This window comes from Rhizobium sullae (assembly GCF_025200715.1).
GTDB classification, from domain to species: domain Bacteria; phylum Pseudomonadota; class Alphaproteobacteria; order Rhizobiales; family Rhizobiaceae; genus Rhizobium; species Rhizobium sullae.
In genome coordinates this window covers 66,038-85,815 of sequence record NZ_CP104143.1, presented here as the reverse complement: position 1 = coordinate 85,815, position 19,778 = coordinate 66,038, and the positions used below count along the sequence as shown (strand labels likewise).

Genomic DNA, 19,778 nt, shown 5'->3' with positions numbered 1-19,778 from the left:
GGGGCCGCCATGGCGTCGATCGACGAGAAGCATCTCGAAGAGAAGCTGACGGCGCTGGAATCGGCCCGGACCTGGAGTCCGCGGCTCGTATCCAAGCTCGAAAGCCACATCCGTTCGGCAAGCGACTCCGAGCTCCTGCGCATCAATCCAATCAAATTTGCTACCGACAAGACCCTTAACGAGAAGGAGGCGATCGATCTCTTCCTGCACGCCGCCGCGCTAGGTCTCTTCGATATGACCTGGATTCTGATCTGTCCGGTCTGCTCCTGCGTCATCGACAGCTTCCGGGCGCTCAAGAATCTCCGCAGTCGCTGCCGCTGCACCCACTGCCATCTGGATTTGGTGGCGGCTCTCGACGACATGATCGCGATCACCTTCACCGTGAACCCGGCCATCCGCCGCATCGCCTATCACGATCCGCAGACGCTGTCGGCGGAGGATTATCTTTTCCGCTACAGGTCGGCGATTGAGGGCTTGATCCCGGACGGCACGCCTTTCGTCAAGGTGAGGGAGATGCTGAACCGCGGATTAGCCTATATCGAGCCGGGCAAGACGACCACCCTTGAGATAATCGCGGAGGCCGGCGCATTGCATGGCAGCAGTTCCGACAGCGACGCAGGGATCCTGTTTATTGTCGATCCCGCGCTTCCGCCCGGCGAGCAGCGCATTGCAATCCGTGTTGACCTCGAGTCCAGTACGCCGGACACGGGCACCATCGCGGCCGGCAAGGTGATTTTTGAGCTGTCCAATGTCGCGGACAGACGCTTCGAGTTCGGGATCCTCCAGCTGCCGCCCGGCATCGACCGGCCGCCGCCGCTCCACTTCGCACCGTTCCTCTCAGGGAAGCGACTGCTCACGACCCAGACGTTCCGCGACCTCTTCCGCTCCGAGGTGATCCGTGGCCACGAAGGGCTCGGCGTCAAGGACATCGCTCTCCTTTTTACCGACCTGAAGGGCTCGACCGCGCTCTATGACCGGATCGGAGACCTGAATGCCTTTGCACTCGTCCAGCAGCATTTTGACCGGCTGCAGGACGTGACGGTCCGCCACAACGGCGCGATCATCAAGACGATCGGCGATGCGGTGATGGCGGCGTTCCTGAGGCCCGCTGATGCCGTGCAGGCGGCGCTCGACATGCGCAGCGAGATCGCCTCGTTCAACAAGCGGCAGCCAGACAAGGCGCTGATCCTCAAGATCGGCGTCCACAAGGGCGCGGCAATCGCGGTCACGCTGAACGAGCGCCTCGACTATTTCGGTCAGACCGTGAACATTGCTGCGCGCGTCCAGGGCCTCGCCGACGCCGACGAGATTTTTGTCAGCCAAGACGTTTACGACGCGACCGGCGTTCGCGACGGACTGGCGGCTTTTGCGGTCGAGCCGCGAACAGCACAGCTTCGAGGCGTGCAGCAGGAACTGCCGGTGTTTCGGGTGGGGGCCGCCGCTTAAGACGAGTTGACCGCTTGGCCCACGGACCGTGCGTCAGTAAAGCAACTGCGTGCCGCGCCAGTCGTCTGCGAGCGCTGCTGCGCAGACCTCAGGCATGTCCGGCTGCCACCACCGATTTTGAAATGCACACAACTATAAATTGGCGCGCTCGACAGGATGAAACTGAGAACTCCTATGTCATTGTTTGCGCTATATAACTTTTGCGACAGCCGGGAGCGGATGAATGGAATCGGGCGGTATTTCTCCAATACCCACGCGGTCCGAGGCGGCAGAAATGGGGCCGGAAGCGGTCCATCTGCCTCGAAGCCCTGATCTGAGATGGCCGCCGTTCAGCAGCACATCTGCCAACAGCGGCTGCCGACCCGAAGCAGAAGTCCGATCCAGTGCATAATTCAAAAATGTTGAAATTGCCGGAAGGTATGACCGGAACATTGACGCAGCGAGCTCACTCAGCGCGAGGGCCAGGCGGGAATCGGATCGCCTGTCTTAGAAATTCGCCGCGGCCCGACCGTGCCGAAGACTAACGGCCGTGCTATCATGCAAGGGTATGAGATCCGCGAAAGGAGGACCAATGAAACCTCAGATCGACGTGATCACGCTGGCCGTAGAGAACTTAGAGCGGGCGCTTGCATTCTACCGGGCGCTTGGGCTCGAGTCGCCCGGTGTGACAGCAACCGAATTCGCTGGCGACGACACTCACCCCGCGGGGGCAATAGTCATGTTCCGCCTGAACGGGGGGCAGATCCTCGCCCTCTATCCGCGCCGCGAGCTCGCGAAAGACGCAGGCATCACGCAGGGGCCAGCGCAGAGCGGCGAGTTCAGTCTCGGTCACATTGTTGCGACTCGCGACGAGGTGGACGCGCTCTTGGCCAAAGCCAGGGCTGCGGGGGCGCCCGTCACCGCCCTACAGGACCGGCCCTGGGGCATCTACTCCGGCTACTTCCGCGACCTCGACGGACACCTGTGGGAAATCATCCACAACCCAACTAGCACCGACGCCACCACCTGATCGGGCTATATCGAGTGCAGAGACGGTCGCAGTCGAGGCCACAACCGCCAAAAACCAAGAATTTTGCATTCGCACAGCACGTGCGCACATGCCAACTCGTTGCTCATTCGACAAGCAAGCTGCGTTGTCCGCTTCCCACCCCGAGCTGGACATTCAGGTCGCATGAGCCGAACGGCAGCTTTGAGGAAATCTCTGAGCCTGTCTGGATGACGGAAATGGCGGCGCAAAGGGGTCATAGTCCGTTTGCGCCACTGCTGCGAACAAGCAGCGGGATCGGTCGGACGCGCGTCAGTGGCGCTGCGGCAGGAGAGCTGGGGCGTCGCGCGAGCCATAGTCTCAAGAGGCGTGATCTGTGGTATCATAGGCCGGTAAGGCCGGTAAGGCCGGAGGCGCCGGTCCTGCCTGCCTCTGACCTGCGGCTTGCGAGTCGTGAATCTTTATTGAGGCTCAACATGGAGCGGAAGCTCGCTGCCATCCTTGCCATCGATGTTGTCGGGTACTCGGCGCTCATGGAGGCGGATGAAGCGGGCACCTTCGACCGGCTGAAACGTGGCCGCAAAGAGCTGTTCGAGCCGGAAATCGCGACGCGACACGGGCGAATCTTCAAGCTGATGGGAGACGGCCTGCTGGCGGAGTTCGGCAGCGTGGTGGATGCGGTCGAATGCGCGGTCACGCTTCAGCGCGGCATGGCGGAGCGTAACGCGAGCGTCGCCGAAGACCAGCGCTTCGAAGTCCGGATCGGAATCAACCTTGGAGAAGTGATCGTCGAAGGGGACGATCGCTATGGCGAGGGCGTGAACGTGGCGTCGCGTCTCCAACAACTCGCCGAGCCCGGTGGTATCTGCGTTTCGGAGAAGGTGTCCAAGGAGGTCAGGCAGAAGCTGGCGTTTGTGTTCGAGCCCATGGGCGAGCAGCGGGTGAAGAATATAGCCGAGCCGATATACTGCTATCGCGTGAACCTGCACGTTCCGAGAGCCGCTCCGGTCGGCCGACTGGCATCGCTCGAATTGCCCGACAAGCCCTCGATCGCGGTCTTGCCTTTCACCAACATGAGCAACGATCCGGAACAGGAAACCTTTGTCGACGGCTTGACCGAAGACCTGATCACCGACCTGTCTCGCTCAGCCGGCCTCTTCGTCATCGCGCGCAACTCAACCTTTGCTTACAAGGGGCGGTCGGTCGATGTGCGTTTGACCGCGCGTGATCTTGGGGTGCGCTATGTGGTTGAAGGCAGCGCCCGGCGCGCCGCGGCGCGCGTGCGCATCAATGCGCAGCTGATCGACGCGATCGGCGGCGATCATATCTGGGCCGAGCGCTACGACAGCAGCCTCGAGGACATCTTCGCAGTGCAGGACGAGGTCACGGCCAAGATCGTCGAAGCCCTTGTCGGCCGATTGGCCGGACAGCCGGCGCGCAAACGGCCCACGAGTCTCGAAGCCTATGACCTTTGCGTGCGAGCCCGCGGCGTCAGTTTTCAGACCGGGTTAGGCGCGCGGGAAGCGCGCATGCTCCTGGAAAAGGCGATCGGACTCGATCCCGACTATGCCGAGGCACATAGCTTGCTGGCCCTCAATCTTTGGCTCGGCTGGCTGTTCTGGAACGAGCCGAAGGAAACCAACCAGCCTCGCGCGCTGGCGGAAGCGCAGCGGGCTGTGGCGCTCGACCCTAACGATGCGGGGAACCGCTGGGGGCTGGGCATCATACTTGGTCACGAACGGCGTTACGCGGAATCGGATGCCGAGTTCGAGGCAACCTTCAAGCTCGATCCTAATCATGCCGATGCCTGGGCGATACGCTCGGATCTCATCACCCTGAGGGGCGACGCGGTCAAGGGCGTCGAATTCGTGAAGCGGGCGTTGCGGCTCAATCCGCGCCCACCGGGATGGTACTATTGGATGGCAGGCCAAGCCTATTATGCGCTCGGCGACTATCAATCCGCGGTTGAGGCTTTGCGCAAGCCGGAAACCTACCGCACCACGTCGCGGCGCTTGCTTGCGGCAGCCCTCGCGCAGCTCGGGCGCCTGGATGAAGCCCGTCAGGAGGCGGAATTCTTCATGATGAACGATCCCCATTTCAGCATCAGGCACTGGGCAACATCGCAGCCATTCGACAACGAGGAAGTGCTCCAGCGCTTCGTCGAAGGCTACCGCAAGGCTGGCCTTCCCGACTAAAGAGCGCATCATTTTGGATCGCCGGCTTGCTCTGGTCAGGACATAGGCTCGTCTTTTGGCTGTGAGGGCAATGCCCGTGGGTTCCATCGATCAATGTCCGTTGATGGCGCGCGAGTACGACGTTGGTGATGGATCCTGCAATGTCCGCTTTCGAGAAGCCGGAAAAGCAGTTTTGTGACCGACAAGAAGGCGCAAAGCCGCCTTCTCTGCAGTTCTTAGTTTTGTTCTGGAGTGGTAGAAAAATGGCGCACCCGGAGCGATTCGAACGCCCGACCCCCAGATTCGTAGTCTGGTGCTCTATCCAGCTGAGCTACGGGTGCGTGCCAAAGCGGCCGTGCCGCTTGCGTGGGCGATCCTCTAAAGCGTCCTTTGGGCGAATGCAATAGCAATTCGAAAAAAATCATGACTTTGGTTGCGGATGGCTGAGTTGCGGAATTTGCATCACTTTTCCGCCTGGGTGCGCGAACGATAGTCCTCCAGCGAAACCGGCCGGTCGGGGATCTCGATGCGGAACTGCGTGCCGGCCGTTGGTTTTTCGACGAGAGCGATCGTGCCGCCATGCGCAAGGACCAGTTCGCGCGCGATTGTCAGGCCAAGACCCGTGCCGCCGCTGCGCGCCGAACCACGGAAGGCCGCAAAGAGATTCTGCCGGGCCTTTACCGGCATGCCTGGCCCGGTATCATCAACGATGATGCTGACGACGCTGCCGACCCGCTGTGCCGACACCGTGATGCGTTTGACGCCGTCGGAAGCCGTTTCGCCGGTCAGCGCCTGCAACGCATTGCGGCAGAGATTGTGGATCACGCGGAAGATCTGCTCGCTATCGGCATCAATTTCTATGTCCGGCGGCATTTGCTCGGCAAACTCCACGCCGCTATGCGGATCGATCGCCAGCATATCGCGCACCTCCTGCGTCAGATCATAGAGCCTGACGCGCCGGCGGCGCGGCGCCGATTCGCTTGCCTGCCCGAAGGAGAGCACTTCCGTCGTATAGCCGACCGCGCGATCGATCGTGCGCAGCAGCTTCGGTGCAAAGCTCTTTACCATCGGGTCATCGACATCCACGAGACGGTCAGACATCAGCTGCGCCGAGGCGAGGATGTTACGCATGTCGTGATTGATCTTGGAGACCGCAAGGCCGAGTGCCGCGAGATTCTTCTGATGCTTCAGCGTCTTTTGCAGCTCCATTTGCATCGCCGTCAGATGCCGTCCCGCGACCGCCAGTTCATCGCGCCCGCCGTCGCCCACGAAGACATGCTGCGGGTTTTCGGGATCGGCTGAAAATTGCTGCATACTGCCGGTCAGCCTGCGGATCGGGCGGATCAGGATGCGGTTGATGACGAAGAAGATCAGCGTCGCGGTAAAGAGCGAGATCAGCACCGAGAGAAGCAGAACATTGCGCGCGTAGACGAGCATCGCCGTGCGCAAGGGCTTTTCCTTCATCAGCACTTCGACGCCCATGTTCGTCTCGCCCACCGGACCGTAAACGCGGATGATGCGGTTGCCGCCAAAAAGCAGCGTGTCCAGCGCGTCTCCCATGGAACTGATCGGCGTGGTTTTGGTCAGGTCGTATTGCTCATCGACGGATGTCGGCATGCTGCTCATCGCCAGAAGCCGGGAGGTGCCTTCCTTGCGAAGAACGATCGCCTTCGTGCCGGTCGCCGCCAATGTCTCCTTCTGCAAAGCGCGCGGCAGTTCGACGGGCTGTAGACCATCGATGACGATGGCGGCGGCGGCAGCCGTGTTCAGCTTGTCCTCCAGCCAGCGGATGCGCATGGTCGCGATGGACGGGAAGAACACAAGCACTTCGGCGAGCATGATAAAGAGTACGGTCAGCCAGAGCAGTTTGCCCGACAGGCCGCCGAATGCGCCCGCTGGACGGCCATTCACGCTGTCCATCGCACTATCGACGTTCGAATTTTCGCCTTGGTGTTGCTCCGGCATTTGTCATTCCGATCGGCGAAAGCGCCTGACACTCAACCTTTATAATACCCGATCGAACTGCGCTTTCAAATCTTCGCGAACAACGGCATGCCGTTACAAAAGAAAACGCCGCCCGCAGGCGGCGTTTTCTGACGGTCGAAGATACTCAGAACTCTTCCCAGTTCTGGCCGGCGACCGCCGCGTTGCCGTTGAAGGCCCGCGAGACGGTTTTCATTACCCGGCGCGCCGGCGAGGCGACCGGACGATGTTCTTCGCGGCGGGCAACGGCGACCGGCACAGCAGCCGCATTCGATATCCTGAAGCGGGCGATAAGATTGACCAGGCCGTCGGCTTCTGCGGAGAGCTTGTGCGTCGCAGCCGAGGTTTCCTCGACCATCGCGGCATTCTGCTGCGTCACCTGGTCCATCTGGTTTATCGCCGTGTTGACCTCCTTGAGGCCGGTCGACTGTTCCTTGGCGGCGGTGGCGATCGAGTGAATGTGATCGTTGATCGCGATAACTCGGGTTTCGATCTCGCCGAGCGCCTCGCCCGTCGCCTGTACCAGCTTCACGCCGACATGAACTTCATCGCCGGATTTGGTGATCAGCGCCTTGATATCCTTTGCTGCCGTTGCCGAGCGCTGGGCAAGTTCGCGAACTTCCTGCGCGACGACGGCGAAACCCTTGCCTGCGTCCCCGGCACGTGCCGCTTCGACACCCGCGTTCAGTGCTAGAAGGTTGGTCTGGAAAGCGATCTCGTCAATCACGTTGATGATCTGGCTGATCTCGCGCGATGCCTGCTCGATGCGGCCCATGGCATCGACTGCGTTGCGGACGACGACGCCGGAGCGGCCGGCATTGTCCTTCGCTTCCGAGACCATGATGCTGGCCTCCTGCGCCCGTTCCGTCGAGTTCTGCACGACGGCCGTGATCTCATCGAGGGCTGCGGAGGTCTGCTCGAGGGCTGCCGCCTGTTGCTCCGTGCGCCTGGAGAGGTCATCGCTGGCAACGCGGAGCTCGTTGGTGTTGCCATTGATCGCTTCGGTGGTCTCGCGGATCTCGCGCATAGTCGTCTGCAGCGTCTGGAACGTGTTGTTGACGTTCTGCTGCAGCTCGGCGAAGACACCCTGGAAGTCGCCGCGCATGGTCTGCATCAGATCGCCATCCGCAAGACTTGCAATGACGCGGCGGGTTTCGCCGACGCCGGCATCGACGCTCGAAAGCAGTGTATTGATGTTGCCTGCGAACTGATTGAGGTTCTCGTCCTCATAGTCCTTCTCGATACGGCGGCTGAAATCACCAGCAGCCGCGGAAGCGACTACCACGGACATGCTGGACTGCAGGTCATCGCTCTTGGCGCGCATGGCCGTTTCCTGTGCATTCAGACGCTTGATCGCAAGGCCATTTTCCTTGAAGACGGCGACAGCGGCTGCCATCTGGCCGATTTCGTCGTTGCGCCCGGCATAAGGCACTTCCGCCTCGAAATTGCCGCTGGCGACTTCGTTGATCGCGGCGGTGACGCGCTTGATCGGACGGCTGAGATGATTGGTGCCGATGTAGAAGCCCATGCCGACACCTGTCGAAATACCAACGCCAGCAATGGCGAGCACGAGCCAGAACAGCGAGGCACGGAAAGCTTCGATCTCGGCATCGACAGCCTGCAACTCGGCCTTGTCGGTCTTTACAATCGAATCGATCTCGGCCTGGAAGGCCTTTCGGTTCGCACGGTTTGCCTCGTTGTTGCCTTGGGTGTTCGCAGCTGCCGGACCGACTTCGGTGCCGAGGCGGGCCGTCTCGGTGCGGAAAGTGCGAAACTCCTTGGCGCGTTCGACGAGCTTTCCGAAACTTTCCTTCTGGCTTTCGGGAACCAGCGGCGCCCATCCGGCAATGACCTTGTCGATCTCATCGAGATCGGCCATCAGGCCCTTGGCGAAGTTGCCGGTATCCTTGATTTCCTTCGCCGCGTAGATACCGCGGGATTCCATAACCGTCGCAGTCACGAAGCGGTTGAGCCGCTCGCCAGCATAAGCGCGCTGTGAGGCGCTCTTATAGGCGCTGAATTTATTGTTGTACTCGTTCATGGCAACGATGGCGGTCGCGCCGATAATAAGGGCGACAGCTGCCATAACGGAAACGAGCAAATTGATCTTGCCGCGGATTTTCAAAGGAATGCCTCCTGAGGGACTAACGACAGTCTGGAAAGCAAATTCCCAGCCGATAGGATGAAGATCGGCTAAATTTCTTAATGTTACATTTCGAATGCGATGATTTAGTACTACAAAAAATTACCCGTATTATTCGGACATCGACGGCTTTCTTCGCAAAAATTGCATGGACTTGAGAAAAAAATTGCAGATCGCATGTCCGTTAGCGCGGAACCAGCAAAATTCAACCTATCGATGCAGTGAGCGTAATCGTTAATACCAAGATGCGAACTTTCGCAGTGTCAAACGGCCGACTGATGAATCACCGGGTGATAATTGACTTCTTGGGGCTTCATCCGTATAAGCCGCCGCACGTTCGGTCACTTTGGCCTTTGGCCTCGCCCGTTCGAAAAACAACGCTCCTTGCAATATATGCAAATTCAAGAAGGGCCGCACTCCGCGGTGTTTAAATAAATGAAGCGTACCTACCAACCATCGAAGCTTGTCCGCAAGCGCCGCCACGGTTTCCGTGCGCGTATGGCCACCAAGGGCGGCCGCAAGGTCATCGTTGCCCGCCGCGCGCGTGGCCGCAAGCGTCTTTCGGCCTAAGGCCGATTGCCCGGTTAAAGATGGCGGGCGAAATGACGACCACTGACAAAAATATTGCAGGGCGGCTGAAAAGCCGCCCGCAATTTCTTGCTGTCCGCAACGGCGAAAAGCGCAGAGGTGGCCTCTTCCTGCTTGAGGTTTTCGACCGGAACGAGCCCGAGACAGAAGCCCGCGTCGGCTTCACCGTCACCAAGAAACATGGCAACGCAGTTGAACGGAACCGCATGCGCCGCCGCCTCAAAGAGGCGGTGCGGCTTCATGCGGGGTTTGCAATGCAGCCCGGACACGACTATGTGGTTGTCGCGCGAAGAGACTGCCTCACGGCGTCCTTCCAAGAATTGAGCGCGGAGCTTAAGGCACGCGTCGAAAACAAGCCGAAACACAGGCGATCCTCCGACGGACGCCCCAGGAACGTATGATGCAAAACAACCGCAATTATTTCATTGCGATCGCTCTCTCGGTGCTGATCGTTCTCGGCTGGCAGTTTCTTTACATGAATCCGCGGATCGAGGCTCAGCGCAAGGCGCAGGAAGCCCAGAAAGCGCAGCAGCAGACCGAACAGACGCAGGCCCCTGCCGCAGGCGGCCAGCCCGCACAGCAGCAAACAAGCGGCGCCGCGCCGACCGGCCAGGCGGCTGCGACCGCAACGCGCGAGGAAGCGCTTGCCAAGGCGCCGCGTGTTGTGATCGACACGGAAGCGCTCGCAGGCTCCATCAACCTGGCGGGTGCGCGCCTCGACGACCTGAAGCTCAAGGGCTATCACGAGACCGTCGACAAGAGCAGCCCGATCATTACGCTTTTCTCGCCGGCCGATACCAAGGATGGCTACTTCACCGAACTCGGCTATATCGGTAGCGACCAGACCGGCGCGGTTCCCGGCGCGTCGACCATTTGGACGGCGCCGGAAGGCGCCAAGCTCACCGACAAGTCGCCGGTGACGCTGACCTATACCAACGACAAGGGCCTGACCTTTGCGCGGACGATTTCAGTCGACGACCGCTACATGTTCACCGTCACGGACAAGGTGACGAACAGCGGTAGCGCTCCGGCCTCCGTTTCCTCCTACGGCCGCGTTACCCGCTACAACAAACCGACGACGCCCTCCGTTTACGTCCTGCATGAGGGCTTTATCGGCGTCATCGGCGACGGCCTGGTCGAGAGCAAGTATTCTGCTGTCGAGGAGGAAGCTGTCACGCCCGCCAAGTCCACCGGCGGCTGGCTTGGCATCACCGACAAGTACTGGGCCGCGACGATCGTCCCGCCGCAGAAATCGGCTTATGAAGCGCGCTTCTCGCATTTCACCGATGGCCAACCACGCTATCAGGCTGACTACAAGGAAGACGCCGTAACGGTTGCGCCCGGACAGTCCATTGAACTCAAGAACCTCGTCTTCGCCGGCGCCAAGGAAGTTCCGGTCATCGACGGTTACGAGGCCTCCTATCAGATCCCGCGTTTCGACCGCCTGATCGACTGGGGCTGGTTCTATTTCATCACCAAGCCGATGTTCAAGCTGATGGATTTCTTCTTCCGCTACTTCGGCAACTTCGGCGTCGCCATCCTAATGACGACGATTGTCGTCAAGGGCCTATTCTTCCCGCTTGCCAGCAAGCAGTACGCCTCGATGGCGAACATGAAGCGCGTGCAGCCAAAGATGGAGGAGCTCAAAGCCAAGTTCGGCGACGACCGCATGGGCCTGCAGCAGGCGATGATGCAGCTCTACAAGGAAGAGAAGATCAATCCGATTGCCGGCTGCTGGCCGATCGCGTTGCAGATTCCGGTCTTCTTCGCGCTCTACAAGGTCATCTACATCACGATCGAAATGCGGCATGCGCCGTTCTTCGGCTGGATTCAGGATCTCTCGGCTCCCGATCCGACCACGATCGTCAACCTCTTCGGCCTGCTCCCCTTCGAAGCGCCCGCCCTCCTGCATCTCGGGATATGGCCCCTGATCATGGGTGTGACGATGTTCGTGCAGATGCGCATGAACCCGACGCCGCCCGACCCGACACAGGCGATGATCTTCAACTGGATGCCGCTGGTCTTTACCTTCATGCTGGCGAGCTTCCCGGCCGGCCTCGTCATTTACTGGGCCTGGAACAATACGCTCTCCGTTATTCAGCAAGGGGTCATCATGCGCCGCCACGGCGTGAGGATCGAGCTCTTCGACAATCTCAAGGGCTTGTTCCGGCGAAAACCGGCACCATCGAAATGAATGAAAAGCCTCGCTTCGGCGGGGCTTTTTCTTTTCGGCAGAAGAGCGCACCGAGTGCATCGGTTGACAAAATCGCCCGAAACCTGAATGCCATACACGCAATGAATTAGGACGCTGGAAAAGCGGAATGACGCAAAAGAACGAAAAGCCACTCTTCGGGCGCCCATGGATCTTCATCCGTGGCGTGCCTTCCATGAAGTTCCTGCCGCCGGAAGGGCCACTGGAAGTGGCATTTGCCGGACGCTCGAATGTCGGCAAGTCGTCACTCATCAATGCGCTTGTCGGGCATAAGGGGCTGGCGCGTACCTCGAATACGCCGGGCCGGACACAGGAGCTGAACTACTTCGTGCCGGACGGTTATTCCGGCGAAGGCGGCGACCTGCCGCCGATGGCGCTCGTTGATATGCCGGGCTACGGCTATGCGCAGGCGCCGAAGGATCAGGTCGATGCCTGGACGAAACTTGTGTTCGATTATCTGCGCGGCCGGGCAACGCTGAAGCGCGTCTACGTGCTGATCGACAGCCGCCATGGCATCAAGAAGAACGACGAAGACGTTCTGAGCCTGCTCGACAAAGCCGCCGTTTCCTACCAGATCGTACTGACCAAGACCGACAAGATTAAACCGCCCGCGGTCGTCAAGCTGCTTACGGAAACCACCGAGAAGATCAAAAAGCGTCCGGCGGCCTTCCCGCTCGTCATCGCAACCTCCTCAGAGAAGAGCGAGGGATTGGACGAGTTGCGCCAGGCCATTGCGGATACAGTTGAGATTTCCTACTGGAAATGAAGGAGGCGCCCCCGAGGGGCCTCCCCCCTTCGTCCTGCAATGCCAGCCTAATCACGTCTTAGGCAGAAGCACCTTGTCAACGACATGGATAACGCCGTTCGACTGCTTGACATCGGCGATCGTCACATGTGCCGTGCCTCCCATTTCATCGGTCAGCGTGATCTTGCCCATGCTCTCCTTGGCCTTCAGCACGCAGCCGCCCACCGTCTTGATGTCGTGTTCGCCGCCATCGTCCTTGATCATTTTGGCGACGGTCTTCGCCATCGCATCTGCAGCGACCACGTGACAGGTCAGCACCTTGACGAGCGCGGCCTTGTTTTCCGGCTTCAGAAGCGTCTCGACCGTGCCCTTCGGCAGGGCGGCGAAAGCCTCGTTGGTCGGTGCGAAGACCGTGAACGGGCCTTTGCCTTCGAGCGTGCCGACGAGCCCGCCAGCTTTAACCGCGGCGACTAGGGTGGTGTGCTCCTCCGAGTTGACTGCATTTTCGATGATGTTCTTCGTCGGGTACATCGGAGCGCCACCTACCATGGGGTTCTTGGCCTGCGCAGCGAAGGCGGTTGCGGATATGGCAGTGGCAAGCGCGATGTTGCGCAAAGCAGACTTCATCATGATCGTTCTCCTCACGTCCGGCGCCGGTTCGCGTGCGGAATGCCTCGGCCCGCCCGGACACCGAGATGTACGGGGCGATGCAGGAAGAGTTTCAGAGGAGACGATTTTGTCTAGCGGCGATGCGTGGTGCCGCTGGCGACAACTGGTCCCGTCGGCGCACCGGTCGTCGAGCCGCCAAAAGGCTCAAGGCTGACGGCGAGCGTCACGCCTTCGGCAATGTTGCCGCGCAGATCAGCGGGGATGATAAGCTCACCATTTTCACCCGGCTGGAAAATACCGAGCGACCTGGGAGCTCCGCTTCCGGGAACCAGCCAGAGCTCCAGCGATTTTTTCTCTGTGCCGCCGGCCGCGACAGGAACGAGGCGGAGGCGGCCGCTTTCGGCGTGGTAGGAGGCAAGCAGATTCACTTGGCTGTCGGCGGACGACAATTCAGCGACCAGCGACGACGAACCATTCGGCGGAACGACGCCGGAGGCGAAGATGATTGCGCCGATTGCGACGACCAGCGAGGCGAAGGTCAGCGAGCGCCAGAAGACAGCGGAATTCCAAAGGCCCCGCGAGAAGGACCGCGAAAGCTCCGGCTCGCCGAAAAGGCGCGCCTCGATCTGCTTGAAAGTTTCCCGGTCCGGGGTGGCGGCTACCTCATACTCATCGTTGAAAGCAGAGAGGTTCGTTTCCCAGCGGCTGACGATCGCGGCAAACTGGTGGTCCCTGCGCATGCGCTCCTCGACCACACGGCGATCCTGAAACGAAAGAACACCAAGCACGTACTCGCCGGCGAGCACTTCATCACGGGAGCGGCCTCCCTTGCTTTGATCCGGCGATGTCATCGCTCCATGCACTCTCTCAGCTTCAAAAGGCTGCGCCGCAGCCATGTCCGCATGGTGTTCAGCGGAACGCCAAACTGATCGGCAAGTTCCTGGTAGCTCAGTCCTTCGACATAGGCTCTCTTCACCGCCTGCGCCCGATCAGCTTCCAACTCTTCCATGCAGGTGTCAATCCGCCTTCCTTCATCGGACAGCACAGCCTGCTTTTCCGGGTCGAGGCCGGGATCGGGAAGATCGTATTCACTGTTCAACTCATCGGCGACAGGCTTTCGCGCCCGCATCGCATCGATCGCCTGGTTGCGGGCAATCGCTGCAAGCCAGGAAGACGGCGCGCCCTGAGTCGCGACGAAGGCGCCGGAGCGCTGCCAGATCTTTACATAGACCTCCTGCAGGGCCTCCTCGGCTTCAACGCGATCGTTCAGGATACGCAGGCATATGGAGAAAAGTTTCGGGCTGGTCTCCTTGTAGAGATCGGCAAAAGCCCTCCGGTCGGCCATGGCGATGCGGCCTATCAATTGCGCGATTTCATCGCTTGTCATGCCGCGGCCCATCTATCTTTGACACGATGCCAATAAAGGGCGACGGCTCAAATTGACAAGAGGCACAGCAACTAATGCGCCGGGCATTATTCCATCTGTCAAAAACTTGAGATAAAAGGCCGCGATCCATTCTGCGGGGTATGCCATGAACCAGTCCGAAAGCGAAACCCAAGCACGCCTTCTCGCACAGGCGCTGCCTTTCATGCAGCGTTACGAGAACAAGACGATCGTCGTCAAATACGGCGGCCATGCCATGGGCAATCCCGAACTCGGCAAGGCTTTCGCCAGCGACGTCGCGCTTTTGAAGCAGTCCGGCGTCAACCCGATCGTCGTCCATGGCGGCGGTCCGCAGATCGGCGCGATGCTGACGAGGATGGGCATCGAGTCGAAGTTCGAAGGCGGTCTTCGCGTCACCGATGCCAAGACCGTCGAGATCGTCGAGATGGTGCTTGCCGGCTCCATCAACAAAGAGATCGTGGCGCTCATCAACCAGACGGGCGAATGGGCGATTGGGCTTTGCGGCAAGGACGGCAATATGGTCTTTGCCGAAAAGGCGCAGAAAAAGGTCAAGGATCCGGATTCGAATATCGAGCGCGTGCTTGACCTCGGCTTCGTCGGCGAAGTGGTCGAAGTCGACCGCACGCTGCTCGACCTGCTCGCCCGCTCGGAGATGATCCCGGTCATCGCCCCGGTCGCCCCCGGCCGCGACGGCGCGACCTACAACATCAATGCCGACACTTTCGCGGGCGCTATCGCCGGGGCGCTGAACGCCACGCGCCTGCTCTTCCTGACGGACGTTCCCGGCGTGCTCGACAAACAGGGCAATCTGATCAAGGAACTCTCCGTTGCTCAGGCGCACGCGCTGATCGCCGACGGTACGATTTCCGGCGGCATGATTCCGAAGGTCGAAACCTGCATCGACGCGATCAAGGCCGGCGTCCAGGGCGTCGTCATCCTGAACGGCAAGACGGCCCATTCCGTGCTGCTCGAAATCTTCACCGAGCACGGCGCCGGAACGCTGATCGTTCCGTAATTCAAGCTTGGCCCGCGGCGGCGAAGACCGCCTCGGCTGCCTCCTTCAACTTCTCCATCATTGCGCGATAAGGCCCCGGCCCATAACTGACACGGCCGACACCGAGCGTTGCCAGCGTCTTCACATCCGGCACGCCTTGCCGCATCATGATGTTGACCGGCATTGTAACCGCTTCACAGAGCCGGCGGATCAGGTCCCGGTTCGACAATCCCGGCGCAAAGAAGCCGCTGGCGCCAGCCTCAGCATAGGCGGCTGCCCGCTCGATTGCCTCGTCCACCAGCGGCACATGCCGGTCGGGATCGGAGAGTTTGAGGAACAGGTCGGTGCGGGCATTGATGAAGAACGGAATGCCTTTCGTCTCGGCCATCTCGCGGATGGCGCGAATGCGTGCGACCTGCTGATCGATCGGATGCAGCCCGCTACCGCCGACGACCTGGTCCTCGAAATTGATGCCGACGGCGCCTGCATCAATCAGCTTCGCGACGTTGGCGGCGCCTCCCGCTGGCTCGGTCGAATAGGCGCCCTCGAAATCCACGGAGAGGGGCAAGTCGTTGGCAGCAGTGATCGATTGCACTGTTGCGACAAGCGCATCCAGCGGGATTTTTTCGCCGTCGGCATAACCTTGCGCCGCGGCAACCGACCAGCTGCCTGTCGCAAGCGCCTTGGCGCCTGCATCGCTGACTGCCTTCGCCGTACCGGCATCCCAGATGTTGTAGAGGACGACAGGATTGCCCTTCCGATGAAGTGCGCCGAACGCCTTCGCCTTTTCCACGTGATTCATTGAACTTCCTCCTCAAACAGCCCCTGGGGGCCTCATTTTTCCTTCGTGACGTAAAAGCCATTGCTTGCGCCAGAGCCCGCCGCCATATCCGGTCAGCGATCCGTCCGCGCCGACCACGCGATGGCAGGGGATGATGATGGCGAGCTGGTTTGCGCCGTTGGCCCGACCGACCGCGCGCATCATCTGCGGATTTTCCATTTCCCTTGCGAGATCACCATAGCAACGCGTTTCTCCGACAGGAATTTCCAGAAGCTTCGCCCAGACCGCCCGCTCGAAGGCCGTGCCGTTGCCGAACGCCAAGGGTGTCTGGAAATCTGCGGATTTGCGCTCGAAATAGGCCCGCAGCTCGGCATCGATCTGCTCGATCGCAGGCGTTCGCCCGGCGGCAACGGAGGAGTGCGTCTTGCGCTGCAGGTTTTCCAGTTCAGCCGGCAGCGCCTTCCGATCATGGAATTCCAGAAGATGCAGGTGCGTCTGGTCAGCCACCGCGACCATCGGCCCGAGCGGCGTTTCGAACCAGTCGGCAAAGAGCAGTTCCCGATTCTGTGACATGGCAGGCGCCTTGCCAATCAATCGCTGAAACGCGGCGCGAAACCCGCTGCCCGACTCGTAACCGGCATCCAACTGGGCATCGATGACGCGGGCGCCGCCTGCGAGCTGTCTTGCCGCCTCGCCGAGGCGCCGATAGCGGGCGATGTCGAGGAAGGTCACGCCAAGCGATCGTTTGAATGCACGCCGCACGGTGGAAGGATCATAGCCCTTGCGGATCAAGTCGTCCTCGGTCCATCGCGCCGCCGGATCGCGGTCGAGCGCTTCCAGCAGTTCGCCGACGATCGGTTCCCTGCCCGTCTGTTCTAGCGGCTTACAGCGCTGGCAGGGCCGGAAACCGGACTGTATGCAAGTGGCGATGGAATCGTGGAAGAGCGTGTTCTCCCGCTTTGGCTTGCGGGCCGGACAGGTCAACCGACAGAAGACGCCGGTCGTCCTCACGCAGACATAGGCGAGCCCCTCATAATCGGAGCTGCGGGCGATCAGCGCATCATAGAGCGTATCGTCATTGGGGAGATCGAAAAGCATGAAAGCCTTTTATCATCCCTTCCCGTTGCCGTCCGTCGAAAATCGGGCGTCTATTTTTTGTTCGGCAATTTCCTTGGCCCGTGCCATAACGCCGCCATGACCAAGATAGATCGTACTCCGACCAAAGCCGATTTTGCGCATGTGACCGAATGGGTCTTCGACCTCGACAACACGCTTTATCCACATCACGTGAATCTCTTCGCGCAGATCGATAAGAACATGACGGCCTATGTTTCTGCCCTCCTCCAGATGGAGCGGGACGAGGCACGCAAGCTGCAGAAGCAATATTATCTCGATCATGGCACGACGCTGCAGGGTCTGATGATCCATCACGGCGTCGATCCGAACGACTTTCTGGAAAAGGCCCATGCCATCGACTATTCGGGCCTTACGGCTCAGCCGGAATTGGGCGCGGCGATCAAGGCACTTCCCGGCCGCAAGTTCATCTTCACCAACGGCAGCGTCAAGCATGCCGAAATGACCGCTGGTGCGCTCGGCATCCTCGAACATTTCGACGATATCTTCGACATCGTCGCCGCGGATTTCGTGCCGAAACCGGCGCATGTCACCTATGACAAGTTCATGGCGCTAAAACGCGTCGAAACCGGCAAGGCGGCCATGTTCGAGGATCTCCCGCGCAACCTTGTGGTTCCGAAGGCGCTCGGCATGCAGACTGTCTTGCTCGTGCCGAACAATCTCGAGGAAACCGTCGTCGAATGGTGGGAACAAACCAGCGGCGACGAGGATCATATCGATTTCGTCACCGACGATCTGGCTGGGTTTCTGGCAAAGGTTAGGGACTAGGGTTACGAAAGTTTCACTGAGCTTACCCATGTTTGATTGGTCAAATTGACACATTGGCGCTACCTTTCGAGCGTGATCCCCAGCGAGATTGCGAACCCGAAAGGAAATACGATGTCTCGGAACACGCTGACACTGATCGCACTTTCCTCCGTCATGATCGTCGGTGCTGCAGCCGGCGCCAGTTTTGCCGCTCCTGGCGACAGGGCCCGCCAACCGTCGCGCCAGATGATGGGCGACGGTATGCGCGCTGAAGCAATGCGCGAGGTTGCCTTTGTGCGCATGTTGAAGCAGTTCGACACCAGCAAGGACGGCCAGATTTCCAAACAGGAAGCCCAGGACGGCATTGAGAAGGTCTTTGCCGCGATCGATGCAAATAACGACGGGTCGCTGACGCCGGGCGAGATCCGCAAGTACCATGAAGCCCAAATGGAGGACCGCAGGGCACGGGATGACCAAATGGGCGCCAATGACGACAGCGTGCCCAACGCTCCGCGGACGGCCGACAACGGCGACCAGCCGAAGATTCCGAAGCGCGCCGACCGTGATCGAGGCGACGGCGATCGCGGCCGCGGCGATCAGCGCTGGGGGATGCGCGACGGTGGCAGGATGATGTTCACGTCTATGATGCGCCGCGTGGACGCGGACGAGAACGGCCAGATTTCCAAGCAGGAGGCCGAGGCTGCCTTCGACATGTTCTTCATTCGTATGGATCGCAGCAAGGACGGCGTGATCTCGATCGACGACATGCCGGATCGACCGCTCCTGTAAGCTGGAATTTATCGAAACCGATGCCCGTCGCAATTCGCGGCGGGTTCTTTATGACTCATGCTCGTAAAAATCCTGGATGATCTTCCAGGCAGCATCCGCCGAATCGACGAAGCTGATCAGCTTCACGTCGTCAGGCGCGATCGTGCCGAATTCGGCAAGTGCCTCGAAATTGACGATGCTGCGCCAGAACTTCTCGCCGAAGAGAATGAGCGGCATCTTTTCCATGCGTCCCGTCTGGATCAGCGTCAGGCATTCGAAGAATTCGTCGAGGGTTCCGAACCCTCCCGGAAATACCGCGATCGCTTTCGCCCGCACCATGAAATGCATCTTGCGGATCGCGAAATAATGGAAATTGAAGCTGAGCTCCGGCGTCACATAGGCGTTTGGGGCCTGCTCGTGCGGCAGCACGATATTGAGGCCGATCGAGGGGGCGCCTTCATCGGCCGCTCCGCGGTTTCCCGCTTCCATGACGCCCGGACCGCCGCCCGTGACGATCACATACTCATGGAAATCGAAGCCGGCGGAATATTTTGAGCATAGCCGGGCGAATTTGCGTGCCTCGTCATAGTAGATGGAGGCTGCCTCCAGATTCGCACGCTGGATGTCGTTGCGGGCTGCCCATGCGCTCTGGCCAGGGGCGGGAATACGCGCGCCGCCGAACAAGACCACGGTGGATTTGATGCCGCGCTCCGTCAGCATCATCTCGACTTTGAGGAGTTCCAGTTGGAGACGGATCGGCCGCAATTCCTCGCGGCAGAGAAAGTCGTCGTCTGCATAGGCGAGGCGATAGGAAGGAGAAAGCGTTTGCGGCGTCTTCGGCACGGCCAGTGCGCGATGCCTGTCGATCTCGCTCGATTTCAGCGGAGCCCAGACTCCATCCTTGCGCCTGGGCTTGCCATTCTTTCCCTTCACCATTTCAAAATGCCCTTCAAGAAAGCCGGCAATACTTGCCGGGTATGTCTATAACGCCTTGAATCCAGAAACGATCTCGTTCGAAAAATCATTCCATTTTAGCCGCTCATGCGATAGAGCAGATCGCATCC

18 protein-coding genes and 1 tRNA gene are annotated in these 19,778 nt (G+C 60.0%); 10 read left to right on the top strand and 9 right to left on the bottom strand.

The genetic code is table 11. The annotated features are described in order from the left end of the window. Positions 1-9 precede the first annotated feature (9 nt). The 3 genes from N2599_RS00415 (at position 10) to N2599_RS00405 (ending at position 4,626) form a co-directional block, all read left to right on the top strand. Entirely contained in the window at positions 10-1,446 is a 1,437-nt protein-coding gene (locus N2599_RS00415) for an adenylate/guanylate cyclase domain-containing protein (RefSeq protein WP_027510765.1), read from the top strand. Positions 1,447-2,017: 571 nt separating this feature from the next. Beyond that, positions 2,018-2,455, top strand: a complete 438-nt coding sequence (locus tag N2599_RS00410) for a VOC family protein (RefSeq protein WP_027510766.1) — start codon at positions 2,018-2,020, stop codon at positions 2,453-2,455. Between the two features lie 452 nt (positions 2,456-2,907). Further along, positions 2,908-4,626 carry an adenylate/guanylate cyclase domain-containing protein gene (locus N2599_RS00405; RefSeq protein WP_027510767.1) on the top strand — a complete coding sequence of 573 codons (1,719 nt, stop codon included), beginning with the start codon at positions 2,908-2,910 and terminating at the stop codon, positions 4,624-4,626. A 243-nt stretch (positions 4,627-4,869) separates the two neighbouring features. Here the strand turns inward: N2599_RS00405 and N2599_RS00400 are convergent. From N2599_RS00400 to N2599_RS00390, 3 genes are all read right to left on the bottom strand, one after another. Continuing rightward, a tRNA-Arg gene (locus tag N2599_RS00400) sits at positions 4,870-4,946 on the bottom strand. 121 nt (positions 4,947-5,067) lie between these two features. Continuing rightward, positions 5,068-6,570 carry an ATP-binding protein gene (locus tag N2599_RS00395; protein ID WP_027510768.1) on the bottom strand — a complete coding sequence of 501 codons (1,503 nt, stop codon included), beginning with the start codon at positions 6,568-6,570 and terminating at the stop codon, positions 5,068-5,070. 145 nt (positions 6,571-6,715) lie between these two features. Then, a complete protein-coding gene (locus tag N2599_RS00390; protein ID WP_027510769.1) occupies positions 6,716-8,713 on the bottom strand; it encodes a methyl-accepting chemotaxis protein in 1,998 nt (665 codons plus the stop codon). 453 nt (positions 8,714-9,166) lie between these two features. Here N2599_RS00390 and rpmH point away from each other — a divergent pair, with 453 nt between their 5' ends. The 4 genes from rpmH (at position 9,167) to yihA (ending at position 12,297) form a co-directional block, all read left to right on the top strand. Continuing rightward, positions 9,167-9,301, top strand: coding sequence for a 50S ribosomal protein L34 (gene rpmH / locus N2599_RS00385; protein ID WP_016552555.1), 135 nt, complete (start codon positions 9,167-9,169; stop codon positions 9,299-9,301). Positions 9,302-9,321: 20 nt separating this feature from the next. Continuing rightward, on the top strand, positions 9,322-9,720 hold the full coding sequence (gene rnpA / locus N2599_RS00380) for a ribonuclease P protein component (RefSeq protein ID WP_084606496.1): 399 nt from the start codon (positions 9,322-9,324) through the stop codon (positions 9,718-9,720). Next, entirely contained in the window at positions 9,720-11,513 is a 1,794-nt protein-coding gene (gene yidC, locus N2599_RS00375; protein ID WP_027510771.1) for a membrane protein insertase YidC, read from the top strand. Before rnpA ends, yidC begins: the two co-directional genes overlap by 1 nt. Before the next feature lie 127 nt (positions 11,514-11,640). Next, the gene (yihA, locus tag N2599_RS00370; RefSeq protein WP_027510772.1) at positions 11,641-12,297 is read left to right on the top strand and encodes a ribosome biogenesis GTP-binding protein YihA/YsxC; all 657 of its coding nucleotides are present in this window, start codon (positions 11,641-11,643) and stop codon (positions 12,295-12,297) included. A 51-nt stretch (positions 12,298-12,348) separates the two neighbouring features. Here the strand turns inward: yihA and N2599_RS00365 are convergent, their stop codons facing one another. The 3 genes from N2599_RS00365 to N2599_RS00355 all read right to left on the bottom strand — a co-directional run bounded on the left by N2599_RS00365 (position 12,349) and on the right by N2599_RS00355 (position 14,272). Further along, positions 12,349-12,906: a fasciclin domain-containing protein gene (locus N2599_RS00365; RefSeq protein ID WP_027510773.1), complete on the bottom strand. Its 558-nt coding sequence runs from the start codon at positions 12,904-12,906 to the stop codon at positions 12,349-12,351. A 110-nt stretch (positions 12,907-13,016) separates the two neighbouring features. Beyond that, entirely contained in the window at positions 13,017-13,736 is a 720-nt protein-coding gene (locus N2599_RS00360) for an anti-sigma factor (RefSeq protein ID WP_027510774.1), read from the bottom strand. Next, the gene (locus tag N2599_RS00355) at positions 13,733-14,272 is read right to left on the bottom strand and encodes a sigma-70 family RNA polymerase sigma factor (protein WP_027510775.1); all 540 of its coding nucleotides are present in this window, start codon (positions 14,270-14,272) and stop codon (positions 13,733-13,735) included. The genes N2599_RS00360 and N2599_RS00355 overlap by 4 nt, the downstream gene beginning before the upstream one ends. 145 nt (positions 14,273-14,417) lie before the next feature. Between N2599_RS00355 and argB the strand changes: the two genes are divergently transcribed. After that, positions 14,418-15,305 (top strand): acetylglutamate kinase, encoded by an 888-nt coding sequence (gene argB, locus N2599_RS00350; protein WP_027510776.1) that lies wholly within the window; start codon positions 14,418-14,420, stop codon positions 15,303-15,305. Between the two features lies 1 nt (position 15,306). Here the strand turns inward: argB and N2599_RS00345 are convergent, their stop codons facing one another. Beyond that, on the bottom strand, positions 15,307-16,086 hold the full coding sequence (locus N2599_RS00345) for an isocitrate lyase/PEP mutase family protein (RefSeq protein ID WP_027510777.1): 780 nt from the start codon (positions 16,084-16,086) through the stop codon (positions 15,307-15,309). Positions 16,087-16,098: 12 nt separating this feature from the next. Further along, positions 16,099-17,163 (bottom strand): bifunctional transcriptional activator/DNA repair enzyme AdaA, encoded by a 1,065-nt coding sequence (locus N2599_RS00340; protein ID WP_027510778.1) that lies wholly within the window; start codon positions 17,161-17,163, stop codon positions 16,099-16,101. 96 nt (positions 17,164-17,259) lie between these two features. Between N2599_RS00340 and N2599_RS00335 the strand changes: the two genes are divergently transcribed. Next, a complete protein-coding gene (locus N2599_RS00335) occupies positions 17,260-17,967 on the top strand; it encodes a pyrimidine 5'-nucleotidase (protein WP_027510779.1) in 708 nt (235 codons plus the stop codon). Between the two features lie 111 nt (positions 17,968-18,078). After that, the gene (locus N2599_RS00330) at positions 18,079-18,735 is read left to right on the top strand and encodes an EF-hand domain-containing protein (protein WP_027510780.1); all 657 of its coding nucleotides are present in this window, start codon (positions 18,079-18,081) and stop codon (positions 18,733-18,735) included. A gap of 48 nt (positions 18,736-18,783) precedes the next feature. Here the strand turns inward: N2599_RS00330 and N2599_RS00325 are convergent, their stop codons facing one another. Further along, on the bottom strand, positions 18,784-19,650 hold the full coding sequence (locus tag N2599_RS00325) for an LOG family protein (protein WP_027510781.1): 867 nt from the start codon (positions 19,648-19,650) through the stop codon (positions 18,784-18,786). Positions 19,651-19,778: the final 128 nt, after the last annotated feature.

Excerpts from the sequence above, each read along its gene's own strand:
- N2599_RS00415 (WP_027510765.1), top strand. The coding sequence starts at position 10 with ATGGCGTCGATCGACGAGAAGCATCTCGAAGAGAAGCTGACGGCGCTG.
- N2599_RS00410 (WP_027510766.1), top strand. The coding sequence starts at position 2,018 with ATGAAACCTCAGATCGACGTGATCACGCTGGCCGTAGAGAACTTAGAG.
- N2599_RS00405 (WP_027510767.1), top strand. The coding sequence starts at position 2,908 with ATGGAGCGGAAGCTCGCTGCCATCCTTGCCATCGATGTTGTCGGGTAC.
- N2599_RS00395 (WP_027510768.1), bottom strand. The coding sequence starts at position 6,570 with ATGCCGGAGCAACACCAAGGCGAAAATTCGAACGTCGATAGTGCGATG.
- rpmH (WP_016552555.1), top strand. The coding sequence starts at position 9,167 with ATGAAGCGTACCTACCAACCATCGAAGCTTGTCCGCAAGCGCCGCCAC.
- rnpA (WP_084606496.1), top strand. The coding sequence starts at position 9,322 with ATGGCGGGCGAAATGACGACCACTGACAAAAATATTGCAGGGCGGCTG.
- yidC (WP_027510771.1), top strand. The coding sequence starts at position 9,720 with ATGCAAAACAACCGCAATTATTTCATTGCGATCGCTCTCTCGGTGCTG.
- yihA (WP_027510772.1), top strand. The coding sequence starts at position 11,641 with ATGACGCAAAAGAACGAAAAGCCACTCTTCGGGCGCCCATGGATCTTC.
- N2599_RS00365 (WP_027510773.1), bottom strand. The coding sequence starts at position 12,906 with ATGATGAAGTCTGCTTTGCGCAACATCGCGCTTGCCACTGCCATATCC.
- N2599_RS00360 (WP_027510774.1), bottom strand. The coding sequence starts at position 13,736 with ATGACATCGCCGGATCAAAGCAAGGGAGGCCGCTCCCGTGATGAAGTG.
- N2599_RS00355 (WP_027510775.1), bottom strand. The coding sequence starts at position 14,272 with ATGACAAGCGATGAAATCGCGCAATTGATAGGCCGCATCGCCATGGCC.
- argB (WP_027510776.1), top strand. The coding sequence starts at position 14,418 with ATGAACCAGTCCGAAAGCGAAACCCAAGCACGCCTTCTCGCACAGGCG.
- N2599_RS00345 (WP_027510777.1), bottom strand. The coding sequence starts at position 16,086 with ATGAATCACGTGGAAAAGGCGAAGGCGTTCGGCGCACTTCATCGGAAG.
- N2599_RS00340 (WP_027510778.1), bottom strand. The coding sequence starts at position 17,163 with ATGCTTTTCGATCTCCCCAATGACGATACGCTCTATGATGCGCTGATC.
- N2599_RS00335 (WP_027510779.1), top strand. The coding sequence starts at position 17,260 with ATGACCAAGATAGATCGTACTCCGACCAAAGCCGATTTTGCGCATGTG.
- N2599_RS00330 (WP_027510780.1), top strand. The coding sequence starts at position 18,079 with ATGTCTCGGAACACGCTGACACTGATCGCACTTTCCTCCGTCATGATC.
- N2599_RS00325 (WP_027510781.1), bottom strand. The coding sequence starts at position 19,650 with ATGGTGAAGGGAAAGAATGGCAAGCCCAGGCGCAAGGATGGAGTCTGG.